General features: G+C 44.9%; 12 protein-coding genes. 4 read left to right on the plus strand and 8 right to left on the minus strand.

Annotation, left to right across the window (positions count from 1 at the left end):
* Nucleotides 1-251: 251 nt before the first annotated feature.
* The 5 genes from lysS to xerD form a co-directional block, all read right to left on the minus strand.
* Nucleotides 252-1784, minus strand: a complete 1533-nt coding sequence (gene lysS, locus NX845_RS20515) for a lysine--tRNA ligase (protein WP_102539631.1) — start codon at nt 1782-1784, stop codon at nt 252-254.
* 98 nt (nt 1785-1882) lie between these two features.
* A protein-coding gene (prfB, locus tag NX845_RS20520; protein ID WP_099426155.1) for a peptide chain release factor 2 occupies nt 1883-2981 on the minus strand; the annotation gives its coding sequence in 2 pieces (ribosomal slippage) (nt 1883-2905 and nt 2907-2981; 1098 coding nt in all).
* A gap of 251 nt (nt 2982-3232) precedes the next feature.
* The gene (gene recJ / locus NX845_RS20525) at nt 3233-4969 is read right to left on the minus strand and encodes a single-stranded-DNA-specific exonuclease RecJ (protein WP_017087527.1); all 1737 of its coding nucleotides are present in this window, start codon (nt 4967-4969) and stop codon (nt 3233-3235) included.
* Between the two features lie 79 nt (nt 4970-5048).
* Nucleotides 5049-5828, minus strand: coding sequence for a thioredoxin fold domain-containing protein (locus tag NX845_RS20530; protein WP_017077716.1), 780 nt, complete (start codon nt 5826-5828; stop codon nt 5049-5051).
* 26 nt (nt 5829-5854) lie between these two features.
* The gene (gene xerD / locus NX845_RS20535; RefSeq protein ID WP_004735009.1) at nt 5855-6769 is read right to left on the minus strand and encodes a site-specific tyrosine recombinase XerD; all 915 of its coding nucleotides are present in this window, start codon (nt 6767-6769) and stop codon (nt 5855-5857) included.
* 150 nt (nt 6770-6919) lie between these two features.
* On the opposite strand from xerD, the gene fldB reads away from it, so the two are divergent.
* On the plus strand, nt 6920-7441 hold the full coding sequence (gene fldB / locus NX845_RS20540; RefSeq protein ID WP_004735008.1) for a flavodoxin FldB: 522 nt from the start codon (nt 6920-6922) through the stop codon (nt 7439-7441).
* A gap of 201 nt (nt 7442-7642) precedes the next feature.
* On the opposite strand, the gene brnQ is transcribed toward fldB, so the two are convergent.
* Complete coding sequence (gene brnQ / locus NX845_RS20545; RefSeq protein ID WP_017077715.1) at nt 7643-8956, minus strand: branched-chain amino acid transport system II carrier protein; 1314 nt, start codon at nt 8954-8956, stop codon at nt 7643-7645.
* A gap of 314 nt (nt 8957-9270) precedes the next feature.
* On the opposite strand from brnQ, the gene NX845_RS20550 reads away from it, so the two are divergent.
* Both NX845_RS20550 and srmB read left to right on the plus strand, forming a co-directional pair.
* Complete coding sequence (locus NX845_RS20550; protein ID WP_102440856.1) at nt 9271-9999, plus strand: tRNA1(Val) (adenine(37)-N6)-methyltransferase; 729 nt, start codon at nt 9271-9273, stop codon at nt 9997-9999.
* Nucleotides 10000-10106: 107 nt separating this feature from the next.
* Nucleotides 10107-11372: an ATP-dependent RNA helicase SrmB gene (srmB, locus tag NX845_RS20555; protein WP_260257101.1), complete on the plus strand. Its 1266-nt coding sequence runs from the start codon at nt 10107-10109 to the stop codon at nt 11370-11372.
* 206 nt (nt 11373-11578) lie between these two features.
* Here srmB and yaaA read toward each other — a convergent pair whose 3' ends face one another.
* Nucleotides 11579-12355, minus strand: coding sequence for a peroxide stress protein YaaA (yaaA, locus tag NX845_RS20560; protein ID WP_065681769.1), 777 nt, complete (start codon nt 12353-12355; stop codon nt 11579-11581).
* Between the two features lie 226 nt (nt 12356-12581).
* Entirely contained in the window at nt 12582-14012 is a 1431-nt protein-coding gene (locus NX845_RS20565) for a sodium:alanine symporter family protein (protein ID WP_017084788.1), read from the minus strand.
* Between the two features lie 712 nt (nt 14013-14724).
* Between NX845_RS20565 and NX845_RS20570 the strand changes: the two genes are divergently transcribed.
* Nucleotides 14725-14913, plus strand: a complete 189-nt coding sequence (locus NX845_RS20570; RefSeq protein WP_004735002.1) for a DUF3545 family protein — start codon at nt 14725-14727, stop codon at nt 14911-14913.
* Nucleotides 14914-15032 lie beyond the last annotated feature (119 nt).

Genomic DNA, 15032 nt, shown 5'->3' on the forward strand with positions numbered 1-15032 from the left:
TTATTTAAATCAAGCTAATACGAGTCACTGCTTCATCGTTCGACAAAATGCCACGAGATCGTATTCAGCGCAGGACGTATAGTAGTGAGACTATCTTAGATTTTATGTCTCAATAGTAAGACTATGTCAGAAATAATGGTTTTTCGAATCAAGAGTGCGGTACAGGCTAGGTTTTGCAGCCTAAAAACAGAAAAAGCCACCCGAAGGTGGCTTTTTTAATTAGATGGGCTGTTACATCCCATAAGCGAGTATTACGCTTGTGGACGCATTGCCGGGAACAAGATCACGTCACGGATTGTGTGCGTATTTGTAAATAGCATCGCTAGACGATCAATACCAATACCTTGACCCGCTGTTGGCGGTAAGCCGTGCTCTAGTGCAGTAATGTAGTCTGCATCGTAGTACATCGCTTCGTCATCACCCGCGTCTTTTGCGTTAACTTGCGCTTTAAAACGCTCATCTTGGTCTTGTGCATCGTTAAGCTCAGAGAAACCATTCGCTACTTCACGGCCACCGATGAAGAACTCAAAGCGGTCTGTGAAGAATGGGTTGCTGTCGCTACGACGAGCCAATGGAGAGATGTCCGCTGGGTAACCCGTGATGAATGTTGGTTGAATTAGCTGAGGCTCAGCCGTTTCACCAAAGATCTCTTCAAGAAGCTGACCACAAGTCCAGAATTTCTCAACGTACAGACCCACTTCTTCTGCAATTTTAACCATCAATTCTCTGTTCTGAAGATCATCTTCAGTCAGAGCTTGAATGTTTGCATTTTCAGGCGTGTAGTGTTTGATTGCATCGAACATGCTCATGCGAGCGTAAGTGCCACCGAACTCAACCGTTTCGTCACCGTAAGGCATAGAAGTAGAACCAAGAACGTCCATCGCTGCTGTGCTTAGCATCTCTTCCGTTAGATCCATTAGATCTTTGTAGTCAGAGTACGCTTGGTAGAATTCCATCATTGTGAATTCTGGGTTGTGACGTGGAGAAAGACCTTCGTTACGGAAGTTACGGTTGATCTCGAATACACGGTCAAAACCACCAACCACTAGACGCTTAAGGTAAAGCTCAGGTGCAACACGTAGGTACATGTCGATGTCTAATGCGTTGTGATGAGTGATGAATGGACGTGCTGTAGCACCGCCCGGGATCACGTGCATCATTGGCGTTTCAACTTCTAGGTAGCCTTTTGAGCTCATGAAGTTACGGATTGAAGACACAAGCTTAGAACGCACGATGAATGTGTTACGAGAGTCTTCGTTCACGATTAGGTCAACGTAACGCTGACGGTAACGCATCTCTTGGTCAGTTAGACCGTGGAACTTCTCTGGTAGAGGACGAAGTGCTTTAGTTAGCAGTTCAAACTCTTCCATGTTCACGTAAAGGTCACCTTTACCAGATTTGTGAAGCGCGCCTTTAACACCGATGATGTCACCGATATCTAGGCCTTGGTACTTCTCTTTCAGTACTTTTTGTACGTCTTTCGCTGCGTATGCTTGGATACGACCAGAAGTTTCTTGAATCGCAAGGAATGGACCACGCTTCGCCATAACACGACCAGCGATCGCAACGATGTGGTTAAGCTCTTCTAGCTCTTCCTTAGTCTTCTCACCGAATTCCGCTTGAAGATCGCCAGCTAGGTGCTGACGACGGAAATCATTTGGGTGACCGTTCGCTTTGCAGTTCAAGCGGATGTGATCCAGCTTGCTACGGCGTTCAGCGATTAGTTTGTTCTCTTCAGGTGAAGAAGCTTCTTGTGCGTTTTCGTTTTGAACAGCATCAGTCATTAGAGATGTACCTTGCTTTTATAATTTGGACAGCTATATTTTTGAAAATATAGGCATTTTTACCAATATTATTGGTAAAGCTTAAGAGTTGGTAAAGCTTACAGACCTGATTTCAGGCTAGCTTCAATAAACTTGTCTAAGTCACCGTCAAGAACCGCTTGAGTATTGCGATTTTCGATGCCGGTGCGCAAATCTTTGATACGAGAATCATCCAGTACGTAAGAGCGGATTTGACTGCCCCAACCGATGTCTGATTTCGTTTCTTCGCTCGCTTGTTTTTCAGCATTTTGTTTTTGAATCTCAAGTTCAAAAAGCTTAGCACGCAGCTGCTTCATCGCTTGGTCTTTGTTCTTATGCTGCGAACGGTCATTCTGACATTGAACCACGGTGTTGGTTGGAACGTGAGTAATACGTACCGCCGATTCCGTGGTGTTTACGTGTTGACCACCAGCACCAGAGGCACGGTATACGTCAATACGTAAGTCAGAAGGATTAATATCGATCGTAATGTTGTCATCAATCTCTGGGTAGATAAACGCAGATGCAAATGAAGTATGACGACGGCCACTTGAATCAAATGGTGACTTACGAACTAGACGGTGAACACCTGTCTCTGTACGTAACCAACCATAAGCGTATTCACCAGAAATACGTACCGTTGCGCCTTTAAGGCCAGCAACATCACCATCAGACACTTCGATCACTTCGGTCTTGAAGCCTTTCGAATCTGCCCAACGTAAGTACATACGCAACATCATTGAAGTCCAATCTTGAGCTTCTGTACCGCCCGATCCTGACTGTAAATCGATGTAGCAATCTGATGCGTCGTGATCGCCAGCAAACATACGACGGAATTCCAGTTTTTCTAGCTTAGCTTCTAGCTCTGCTAATTCTGGTTCGATTTCGTCAAACGTTTCTTGGTCTTCTTCTTCAACCGCAAGCTCTAATAGACCCTCAACATCCTCAACACCTTGGTCAAGTTGGTCGATCGTTTCTACTACTGCTTCCAATGCAGAACGTTCTTTACCTAGCGCTTGAGCACGCTCAGGTTCGTTCCATACATCCGGTTGTTCTAATTCTGCGTTTACTTCTTCTAGACGCTCTTTTCTAGCGTCATAGTCAAAGATACCCCCTCAGGATATTTGTGCGTTCAGACACATCCTGCAGACGGTTTTTAATAGGATTGATTTCAAACATTTTAGCTCATCATTTATGAGTAGAATTTAACCGAAGAATTGTACTCAAAAGTGTGACGGAGATACAGAATTTTTTAGAGCGGAAAGCCAAGATTCAACAACTTAATGGAATATAAAATTGACAGACAGAAAAAACACGTGAAATTTGTAAGGGAAAGAAAGAAAACAAGCCCTGCTTTTGAACAGAGCTTGTTGAATTTGGGGCTAAATGATGAACATCATTCAGTGAACGATAACGCTATTTGGCTTCAACTATTTGGCTTCAATATGGTCAACCATCAACTGCAACGATTGGTTGCCACGAAACTCGTTGATATCCAGCTTAAATGCAAGGTGAACCGTTTTCACGGACGCATCAGGCCAACGACGTAAATCAACATTGAAAGCAATACCATCAATCATCACGTTGGTTGGGTGGCCTTTGTATAGAGGTTCTAGCATCAATTTAAGGTGTTTTTCACCTACCAGTTTTTGATGCAGCACTTTAAATTCACCATCAAAGATCGGTTCTGGGAAAGCTTGGCCCCAAGGACCACCTGAACGCAACGTCTCAGCGGTATGCATTGAGAACTCTTCAGGTAACAGCTCACCATCAGACAAGATAATGCCCTTAAGTGCCGTCTCACCGAGTTCTTTACGCACAACGTCATCAAACATCTTGCTGAATCGCTCGAAGTCTTTTTCCATAATGGTTAAGCCAGCAGCCATTGCGTGACCACCAAACTTCAAGATCAAGCCAGGGTTTTGAGTATCGATTCTGTCTAGCGCATCGCGCATGTGCAAACCTGGAATCGAACGACATGAACCCTTGATGCTGCCTTCACCACCATCAGCAAATGCGATCACTGGGCGGTGATATTTGTCTTTGATACGCGAAGCGAGAATACCGATTACGCCTTGGTGCCAATCACGTTGAAACAGCGCCAAACCAGAAGGCAAATCGTCTTTACCAAATTCAAGGCGCTCACAAAAAGCCATCGCTTCTTGTTTCATGCCCTCTTCGATCTCTTTACGTGTTTGGTTCAAGCCATCTAACTCGCTGGCCATTCGACGCGCGGCATGGATGTTGTTACTCATTAGCAGCTCAACACCAAAAGACATGTCATCCAATCGGCCAGCCGCATTGATACGTGGACCAAGCGCAAAACCAAAATCGGAGGCAACTAATCGCTTAGCATCTCGCTTAGCAATTTCAATCAAGGCTTGAATACCCGGACGAGCTTTGCCCGCACGAATGCGTTGTAGCCCTTGGTGCACCAAGATTCGGTTATTTTCATCAAGTGGAACCACATCCGCAACAGTACCCAGTGCCACTAGGTCAATCAGTTCCATCAACTTGGGCTCTGTCATACCGTGTTGAGCAAACCAGCCCAACTTACGCATGTGAACACACAACGCCATCATCAGATAAAACGCAACCCCAACACCCGCTAGCGCTTTTGAAGGAAATGCACAGCTTTCTAGGTTCGGATTGACCATCGCATCGGCGATTGGCAGTTCATTGCCCGGTAAGTGATGATCAGTAACCAGAACGTCTAGCCCTTTCTCTTTAGCGAAACGGACACCGTCAATCGAAGAGACACCGTTGTCCACGGTCATGATCACTTCAGCACCAAGTTCGATCGCCTGTTCGACAACCTCAGGGCTCAAGCCATAACCATCTTCAAAACGGTTTGGTACTAGATAATCAACGTTAGAGCTGCCCAACATACGCAGAGCAAGCACAGACAACGCCGAACTGGTTGCGCCATCGGCATCAAAGTCACCAACAATGATGATGCGTTTTTGCTGCTGAATGGCTTTGAACAACAATTCAACCGCAGCATCAATGCCGCCCAGTTTTTGATAAGAGTGCAAGCCTTTCGCTGCTGTCTCTAGTTGGTCAGCACTGTCGATTCCGCGACTCACATAAATGCGCTTTAACAAGTCAGGTAAGTGAGCAGGTAAGACTGAAGTGTCGACCTCTGGACGGCGTTGGATCTCTATCATATAAAAATGGGCCTGATATTAATCAGGCCACTCCTTAAATCAAAAACATGGGGGATAAATTGGCAATACAGAAACGATATTATTGCTCTAAACGTTGAAGAAGTTGTGCTGGCGGTAAGTAACCACTCACCAACTCACCACTTGCTAGCACGATAGCAGGTGTGCCATTGATGCCAAGCTCACGACCTAGTTGGTATTGTTTAGCGATGATCTGCTTCTGCTCTGCTAGGTCTTTACCAGACGCTGGCATTTGACGGTTTACTTTAGCATCGTGCATGGCTGTTTTTGGATCATCTGAAGCCCAGATTGCTGCCATTTGATCGGCAACTTGTCCTGTTGCACCTTGGCGTGGGTAAGCCATGTAACGAACGGTAATACCTAGATCGTTATAGCCTTGCATTTGGCTGTGCAGACGAACACAGTAGCCACAGGTAATGTCAGTAAATACCGTCACAACGTATTTTTCGTTATCGGCTTTATATTCGATAACCGTATCCGACATCGCCGCGACCTTTTCAGCATTCAGCGGAGCTTGACGCTCAGCCAGAACGTCACTGAATTTGCCGTTATCATCCAGAGAGTAAAGAGTGCCGGCTAGAAAGTGATCGCCCTCTGGAGAAGAAAAGATAATGCCACTGTTAGTTTGAATTTCTAATAGGCCATCGATGTCTGAAGGAACGATCTTCTCTACCTTGATACCGATTTTTTCAAAACGCTTAGTTAACGCTGCTGTATCGATAGCTTGAGCTGGAGCAACTTCTACGGCTGTTGATGTTTGTTCTACTTTCGCTTCTGATGCATTACATGCAGTAATCATGAGAGGAAGCACTAATAGAGGAAGACGGCGTAATACGCTCATTAAGTTCACCTTAAAAATAAATGGATTTAAGCACGTGGGTGATGCTGCGCGTGAATTTGCTTCAGCCTTTCGGTCGCCACGTGAGTATAAATTTGGGTTGTCGATAAGTCACTATGCCCAAGCAACATCTGTACGACCCTGAGATCTGCGCCATAGTTCAGTAAATGAGTCGCAAAAGCGTGTCTTAACACGTGCGGTGACAATAGCTCTGTGTCTATACCAGCAACAACCGAGTAATGCTTAATACGATACCAGAACGTCTGACGGGTCATTTGCTTGGCGCGTTTACTCGGAAAAACCACATCAGAACTGTTTTCGCCGAGCAGTTGTGGCCGACCTTGTTCAATAAAAGTCTCAATCCAGTCCACGGCATTTTCGCCCATTGGCACCAAGCGCTCTTTACCGCCTTTACCAATAACACGCACCACGCCTTGTCTTAGGCTGATATTTTCCATGGTCAAACTGACTAACTCGGTAACACGAAGACCAGTTGCATATAATAACTCAAGCATCGCTTTATCGCGAAGCTCAATAGGGTCATTGGGATCAGGAGCCTCTAGCAGTGCATTAACTTGCTCTTCACTCAAATCTTTTGGCAAGCGCTGTGGCAGCTTAGGGCTGATCAACAATGCACTCGGGTCATCGCCTCTCACTTTCTCGCGGTGCAAGTATTGGAACAAGCGACGAATCGCCGACAACATGCGAGCACGGGAAGTCTGCTTAAAATCGGCGTCGGCTAACCAACCTTGATAATCCTGTAACCCTGAAAGGCTTATAAAGTCGAGGCGGTAATTGTTCTTTTCCATCCACGTTAGAAGCTTGGACAAGTCGGTACGGTATGAGACAAGCGTATTCTCCGATAACCCCCTCTCCATCCACATAGCATCTAAAAACTGCTCAACGAGACCGTGGTCTGCGCTCTGCCCTTGAGGCGACTGCATAGTGTTACTCACAATATTGGAAACTGTTTTGAGAGTATGTCAGAGCAAATATGAATGCCATAAAAATTACGACTTGAGCGGATAATCGCTGCAATCGAAGTCGATTTATGGTTAGAATTCGCCATCTGAAATTAAAATCGAACGTTTGCTATGAAAATTGGATTATTTTACGGCTCAACCACCTGCTATACCGAAATGGCAGCAGAGAAAATTCGCGGCATTATTGGTGAAGACTTAGTTGATATCCATAACGTGAAAGAAACCCCTCTTTCTTTTATGGCGGACTACGACCTTTTACTGCTTGGTATCTCAACGTGGGATTTCGGTGAAATTCAAGAAGACTGGAATGAGTTGTGGGAAGACATCGCAACAACGCCAATGAAAGGCAAGGTTGTGGCTCTGTTTGGTCTAGGTGACCAAGAGGGCTACGGTGAGTGGTTCTTAGATGCGATGGGTCTATTGCATGATGAATTGAAAACCGCAGGCGCTGAGTTTGTCGGCTTCTGGCCAAACGATGACAGCTACGAATTCGAAGCATCTAAAGCACTAACAGAAGACAAGTCTCAGTTTGTTGGTTTGGCTCTCGATGAAGATTCACAGTACGAACTCAGCGACGAACGTATCGCAACTTGGGTTGAACAAGTCCTCGTCGAGTACAGCGAAAAGCTATAAGTTCTGCTTCCTTAGAGTTCAGAGCTAAGAACTAAGGGCTAAGGCTAAGGCTAAGGGCTAAAAGCTAAAAGCTAAAAGCTAAAAGCTAAAAGCTTCAGGCAGAAAGAACATCATCGATTAGATACAAAAAGGCCTCATTACTGCGAAGTAATGAGGCCTTTTCTATTTCATCTCGAAGGACAATCTAATCTCAACGGAAGATTAAACGGTCTCTTCAGCCATCTCTTGTTCTGTTGCTTTACCAACAAAGAACATGCAGATGATTGCTGCAGCAGTTGGAAGTAACCAACCCATACCGATCTCGAACAATGGCAGCATCTTAAGTGCAGACACATCTACACCCGCTACTTTAGCGCCATCAATAAGAGCAAACAGTAGAGACACTAATACAACCACACGGTAAGCGGCTTTTGGATTAGGGAAACGGCTACGCAAGAACGTCAGTGCGACTAGAGCGATAGCGACTGGGTACAGTGCAAACAGTACTGGAACTGACAGAGAAATCAGTTGAGAAAGTCCAACGTTCGCTACGGTTGCACAAGCTACACCGTTGATGATTACCCAAGTCTTGTAAGACAAAGGCGTTAGCGAGCTGAAGTAATCAGAACATGCTGAAACAAGGCCAATCGCCGTTGTTAGACATGCCAGTAATACGATCACTGAAAGCACTAGCTGACCTGATGGGCCAAACAGTGATTGAACGTAAAGGCTTAAGATAGCACCGCCATTGTCCGCACCCGCTGCGACTGTTGCGCTTGTTGCGCCCAAGAAGAACAAAGAGATGTAAACAAACGCTAGACCAGCCGCGGCAATACAACCTGCGCTGATAAGGTACTTAGTCGTCGCTGCACGATCAGTAATGCCCTTGCTGCGAATCGCATCAACGATCAGCATACCAAACATCAACGAAGCAAACGTATCCATGGTGTTGTAGCCTTCAAGGAAACCTTTGGTCAGTGGCTGAGTAATGTACTCACCATGAGCCGCAAGAATGTCGCCTTGTGGGTTAACGAACACAGCAACTGCCAGTACAACCAAACCAACAAATAGTGCAGGTGTCAGTACCTTACCGATTACATCGATAAGCTTACCTTGCGACCATGAGAAGAACATCGCTACCACAAAAAATGCAATTGAAAAAAGAGTGAGGTGAGCTTGAGAGGCATCGATGAAGAACGGTTTCACCGCCATCTCATAAGCAACAAGGCCGGTACGTGGCGCAGCGAATGCAGGACCGATGATGATAAAGATCAGCACAGCCATGATAGTTGCAGCTCGCTTTGGAAGATCTTTGGTTAGATGACCCCAAGAGCCACCAGCCACTGCAACTGCGACGATAGTGATTAACGGCAGACCAACGGCGGTCAGCAGGAAACCAGACATCGCTGGAAGAAAGTGGTCACCAGCTAATTGGCCAGCAAGAGGTGGGAAGATGATGTTACCCGCACCTAAGAAAAACGCAAAAAGCATAAAGCCCAATGCCATTATATCTGTTAGTTTTAGACTCTGTTTCACAGATAATCCTTAATTATATTTATGAATTTATGTTGTGCTTACGTGAATGTTACAGCTAGAAGCTGCCAATCAATCTATAAAATAGTCGCGCATAATGACGAAACACTTGGCTAGCTGCAAGTCACCACAAAAAAACACCATATAAATTTGCATTTGAGAACCAAAAGCAGTGGATTCCACTGGATATGGAAATATTGCCATAATTATAAGCTAACCATAATTAACAACAATGAATTCTCAAATAGAACATTGAGCCATACAATTAATTAACATTAGAGCTAATCACTTAAAATATATCGATATCCAGAACATTCATGAAAGACAAAAAAACCGAAACCAAAAGCTTCAATTTCAAAAAATTCTCTATTTACGGAGGACAAAGCGGCATGCCCGTCAGTACCGATGGCGTGTTACTTGGCGCGTGGGTAAGCCTGCCACAAAGATCATGTGTACTCGATATTGGAACAGGAACAGGTCTGTTGGCCTTGATGGCTGCGCAGCGTTTTGAGGATGCTTCAATCTCTGCGATAGATATTGATCAGCACGCCATTGATGCTGCCACAGTCAATATTGAGCAGTCTCCTTGGCAAGATCGCATCTCCCTTCATCATGGCAGCGTGTTAACCACGGATTTCTCGCAACGATTTGATGCAATAATTTGTAATCCGCCCTACTTCAACTCTGGAGAGCAGGCACAGCAAAGCCAAAGAGCCACCGCGAGGCACACCAATAGCTTGGATCACCTTGAGCTTGCTCAGCGTTGTTTCGAGATAACGACGGATGCCGCCACAGCCAGTTTTATACTGCCGACGACCGAGGGAGAAGGCTTCATCAAGCTTGCCCGACAATGTGGTTGGTACCTAGCAAAGCGCCTTGATGTGAAAACAACAGACAGAAAACCGGCAATTCGAGTCCTGTTTGAATTGTCTAAAGATCCTGTTTGTGAGCAAGATTTGCAGCGTGAATCGCTTACGATCCATCACGATGGCGGTTATAGCGAGGCATTTATTGCCCTTACTAAAGATTTTTATCTCAAGATGTAGCAAATACCATGTGATCCTAATCACTAATGCTTCTATAATGTCCGACTACTCTTTTTTATCGTCTGCTTTTTGAGGCAGAAACATTTATTGCTTGTGGAGAAACAACAGTGATCAGAACCTTTGCAGAACTCGATCTAAACCAAGAGCTGCTTAAAGCAATTGACGAAATGGGCTACGAACGCCCAACACAGGTACAAGCTGAAGCAATCCCACAAGCGTTAGATGGAAGAGACGTTTTGGCTTCTGCGCCAACAGGTACTGGTAAAACAGCATCATTTGTATTGCCAGCACTGCAATACCTACTGGATTTCCCACGTAAGAAATCTGGCCCTGCACGTATGCTTATCCTAACGCCAACGCGTGAACTAGCAATGCAGATCACCGAACAAGCACGTGAGCTTGCTAAATACACCAGCCTGAACATCTTTACGATCACGGGCGGTGTGATGTACCAAGAGCACGCAGATATCTTAAGCACAACTCAAGATATCGTGGTCGCAACACCTGGTCGTTTAATGGAATACATTGAAGGCGAGCGTTTTGACTGCCGTGCAATTGAATGGTTAGTTCTGGATGAAGCAGACCGTATGCTAGACATGGGCTTTGGTCCTGTTGTTGACCGTCTATCTGCAGAGTGTCGCTGGCGTAAACAAACTTTACTGTTCTCAGCAACGCTAGAAGGTAAAGGTATTGAAGGTTTCACTGAAGATCTTCTGAAAAACCCAGCAGAGATCGATGCTAAATCATCACTGCGTGAACGTAAGAAGATCACTCAATGGTATCACCGCGCCGATTCAGCTAAGCACAAGCTTAATATCCTAAAACATATCATTACAGAGCAAGCTGAACGCAGCATCATCTTCTTGAAGACGCGTGATCGCCTAGGTGAGCTACGAGCTCAACTAGAAAGCGCACAGATTCCATGTGTATGGATTCAAGGTGAAATGCCTCAAGATCGTCGTAACAACGCGATTTCTCGTTTCCGCGATGGTTCTATCAACGTACTGCTGGCAACTGACGTCGCAGCTCGTGGTATCGATCTTCCTGATGTGAGCCACGTTATTAACTACGACATGCCGCGTACAGCAGATGTCTACCTTCACCGTATCGGCCGTACGGCTCGTGCAGGTAAGAAAGGTAACGCGGTTTCTATCATTGAAGCGCACGATCAGCTAATGATTGAACGTGTTGCTCGTTACACTGAAGATGCGATCAAAGAACGCTTCATCGAAGGCATGCGCCCTACGCATAAGAAAGCCGCGGTAACGAAGAAGAAGAAACCGAAGAAAGAAGACAAGAAAGCGGTAGCGAAGCAAAAAATTGCTAAGAAAAAGAAAATCGCTAAGAAAAAGAAAGCCGCTAAGAACAAGTAATCTAACCGCCTTTCAATGATTCAATAAAAAGCCCCATGCAGTTCTCTGCATGGGGCTTTTCTTTGTCTGGTTTATTATTGTCTGGCTTGTTATCAGGCTAAATGACTAGACCTCTAATTTTAAACTCAAACTCAAACTCAAACTCAAACTCAAACTCAAACCGAGAGTAACTAATTAACCAAGAGTGACTAATTAACCAAGAGCTACTAGTTTTGCTCTTCACGCTTGAAGACTAACTCTTTCGCGTTCGACTCTTCTTCAACGAAGTAGTAACCCGCCGTATCAAATTTGGTCAGCGCTTCAACGGAATCAATTTTGTTCTCAATGATGTAGCGAGCCATCATGCCACGCGCTTTCTTCGCGTAAAAGCTGATCACCTTGTACTGGCCATTCTTGCAGTCTTTAAACACTGGCGTGATGATTTGACCATCAAGGCTCTTCGGCTTCACCGCTTTAAAGTATTCGTTCGATGCTAGATTGATCAACACATTATCGCCTTGAGCATTCAACGCTTCATTCAGCTTATCTGTGATGATGTTGCCCCAGAACTGGTACAAGTTAGTACCACGAGCATTGGCTAAGCGCGTACCCATCTCTAGGCGGTATGGCTGCATCAGATCTAACGGTTTAAGCAAGCCATATAACCCAGAAAGCATACGCAGGTGATTTTGTGCGTAGTCAAAATCATCGTCCGACAGTGTTTCAGCATCTAGGCCAGTGTACACATCGCCCTTAAAGGCTAGGATTGCTTGGCGTGCGTTGTCTTGGGTAAAGGTCTCGCTCCACTGCTCAAAGCGCGCTACGTTCAGCCCAGCAATCTTATCGCTTACCTTCATCAGTGCTGATACATCAGCAGGTGTCAGCTTACGACACACTTCAATAAGCTCTGCAGAGTGTTCAACAAACTCTGGCTGGCTGAAGCGCTCAGTCGCTAATGGTGATTCGTAATCTAATGTCTTGGCTGGAGAAACGACAACTAACATAACTTTACCCTAATCGGTTATCTAACTGGATGCTGCTAGAGTATAGAAAAAACATCAACTTGTCTTTATGACTCTTCCTATTACTTTGATAGACAGATCTAGCTGTAAGTCGCTTACAAAGAAGAATCGCTTACAAAGAAAAGGTCGCAGGCAAAGAAAAAGGCTAAGGTCGAAACCTTAGCCTTTCTAATGATTTTAGGATGAGTGATGAATCACTCCAACAAGATTACTTCTTCTTGTTGTTAACCCAAATACCATCTTCCAATTGAGCTTTAAGCTCTGGGAAATCATCCGCATCAAACGTGGGTACTTTACCCGCGTCTAATTGACGGTTGTAGTCTTTCGCTAGCTTAATCACGATGCCCGATAGCAAGATGATCGCTACCAAGTTCACAATCGCCATTAGACCCATCGATACGTCAGCCAATGCCCATACCGTTGGCAATGTCGCCAAAGAGCCAAACATAACCATACCCAGTACAACGATACGGAACAGCACTAGGCCCTTCTTGTTGTTGTGCTCTAGGAAGATAAGGTTCGTTTCAGCGTACGAGTAGTTTGCAATGATTGAAGTGAAAGCGAAGAAGAAAATCGCTACCGCTACAAAGATACCACCCCATTCGCCCACTTGTGCCGTTAGTGCACGTTGCGTGAGTTCGATACCCGTTACTTCACCGTGTGGTACATACTCACCAGACATCAGGATGATTGCTACTGTTGCAGAACAGATAACAATCGTGTCCATGAACACGCCTAGCATTTGCACATAACCTTGTGATGCTGGGTGTGGTGGGTAAGGCGTAGCAGAAGCTGCTGCGTTTGGCGCAGAACCCATACCCGCTTCGTTCGAGAACAAACCACGTTTGATACCGTTAATCATCGCTTGTGCGATCGCGTAACCTAAGCCACCCGCTGCTGCTTCTTGCAGACCGAATGCACTCTTGAAGATAAGAGCCAGAACTTCAGGCACTTTCTCAATGTTCATTAGCATTACGTAGATAGCGATAGCTAAGTAAGCCAGTGCCATGATTGGAACAATGATTTCTGCAGTGCGGGCAATCTTACGGATACCACCGAAGATAACGAATGCAGAGATAATTACGATACCAACACCAACGTAGCCACGCTCAAAGTCGAACGCCGTGTTCATTGCACTTGCAATCGCGTTCGCTTGAACCGCGTTGAATACTAGACCAAATGCGATGATTAGGAAGATAGAGAATAGAACCCCCATCCAACGCATACCTAGGCCTTTCTCCATGTAGTATGCAGGGCCGCCACGGTAGTTACCGTCGTTATCACGCGTTTTGTATAGCTGTGCTAGTGTGCTTTCAGCAAATGATGTTGCCATACCTAGCATGGCGATTAGCCACATCCAGAAGATAGCACCAGGGCCACCGGCGGTTAGTGCCACAGCAACACCTGCCATGTTACCTGTACCTACACGAGCAGCAAGACTAGTACAAAGAGCTTGGAAAGAAGAGATACCAGCACTGTCTGCTTTACGGCTGTTTCTAAGAACAGAGAACATGTGGCCGAAATGGCGGAATTGAATGAAGCCTAGTCGTACAGTGAAGTAGATACCCACACCAACGAGTAAGTAAACTAAGATAGATCCCCAAAGGAGATCGTTCATCAAATTGATTAAGTCTGTCACGTGAACCTCGTAATTGAGTTTAAGCACCGATCTTGCTTCCGAGCCTTCCTCTAGATCACCTATGCCAGTGTCAATAGTTGTGTCGGCATTAGATTTATATTTATTTGTTGCGATCTAGATTGTAAATGTCGCTTCATGCATCCATTTTACGTATCAGTGTATTTTTTGACGGGCGGATAATGCAGCGAGACGGCCTAAAAATCAATATGCAAATACACTTATATTAAAATGACATTTCACTAATAACACACCTTTTGTTAACACAATTTTCAACAATACAGCCCAATAAAAGTCACATTATCGGGACATAATATCAACAACAACCAAGGTACCACTAAAACAAGAACGACATCCTATAAAGATGACGTCAGCCTAGGTTTTACAAGGTATAGTGAAGATCTGTATTTTTTTCTAGGGCAATGAGAACCCGCTACCGCACGGCGCAATACGCACTTAAATGCAGTGTAGTAAAAATACCATTCCATTCGCACAATGAATTAACATTCCATAACCCCTAATTTAATCGTTTACTTAGGTTTGTTTGCTTGTTTTTTGTACATAAAAATCCCCACAATGTGTGAGCATGCATAAGAAAACAGAACAAAACCTTCATAGATTTGAAACAAATGAGAAACAAATCAAGGTTATTGTGAACCTAAATATGATATTTAATGGTTCGTAAGAACGATTCCCACGGAAGGAGATATAGCTTATGGATAGCTTTCAATTCGATGAACTATCAGAACTAGAAATGCCTCGTGCAACTCAAAAAACTCGCTCTAAACCACTCAAGCGTAAATGGCGAGAAATCGAGGCAATCAACGATCGTAGACAGCTTGAGAAAGAGCTCAGAGAGATGAATCTCGGTCTCGATTTTAGTCTTGATGATATAAAGCTTTAATCTGCACGACAATAAATCAGATAGCAAAAGGCACCCAATGGGCTGTCTCTTATACACAAATCCCTAAGCCACGCTTGGGGATTTTTTTTGAACTATTTTTAGGTTTCATGATCTGATCA

Origin of the sequence: Vibrio sp. NC2, from assembly GCF_025195005.1 — a bacterium.
Taxonomy (GTDB): domain Bacteria; phylum Pseudomonadota; class Gammaproteobacteria; order Enterobacterales; family Vibrionaceae; genus Vibrio; species Vibrio splendidus.

What these genes read in the sequence shown, in the direction of transcription:
- lysS (WP_102539631.1), bottom strand. Translation starts at nt 1,784, where the DNA reads ATGACTGATGCTGTTCAAAACGAAAACGCACAAGAAGCTTCTTCACCT.
- recJ (WP_017087527.1), bottom strand. Translation starts at nt 4,969, where the DNA reads ATGATAGAGATCCAACGCCGTCCAGAGGTCGACACTTCAGTCTTACCT.
- NX845_RS20530 (WP_017077716.1), bottom strand. Translation starts at nt 5,828, where the DNA reads ATGAGCGTATTACGCCGTCTTCCTCTATTAGTGCTTCCTCTCATGATT.
- xerD (WP_004735009.1), bottom strand. Translation starts at nt 6,769, where the DNA reads ATGCAGTCGCCTCAAGGGCAGAGCGCAGACCACGGTCTCGTTGAGCAG.
- fldB (WP_004735008.1), top strand. Translation starts at nt 6,920, where the DNA reads ATGAAAATTGGATTATTTTACGGCTCAACCACCTGCTATACCGAAATG.
- NX845_RS20550 (WP_102440856.1), top strand. Translation starts at nt 9,271, where the DNA reads ATGAAAGACAAAAAAACCGAAACCAAAAGCTTCAATTTCAAAAAATTC.
- yaaA (WP_065681769.1), bottom strand. Translation starts at nt 12,355, where the DNA reads ATGTTAGTTGTCGTTTCTCCAGCCAAGACATTAGATTACGAATCACCA.
- NX845_RS20570 (WP_004735002.1), top strand. Translation starts at nt 14,725, where the DNA reads ATGGATAGCTTTCAATTCGATGAACTATCAGAACTAGAAATGCCTCGT.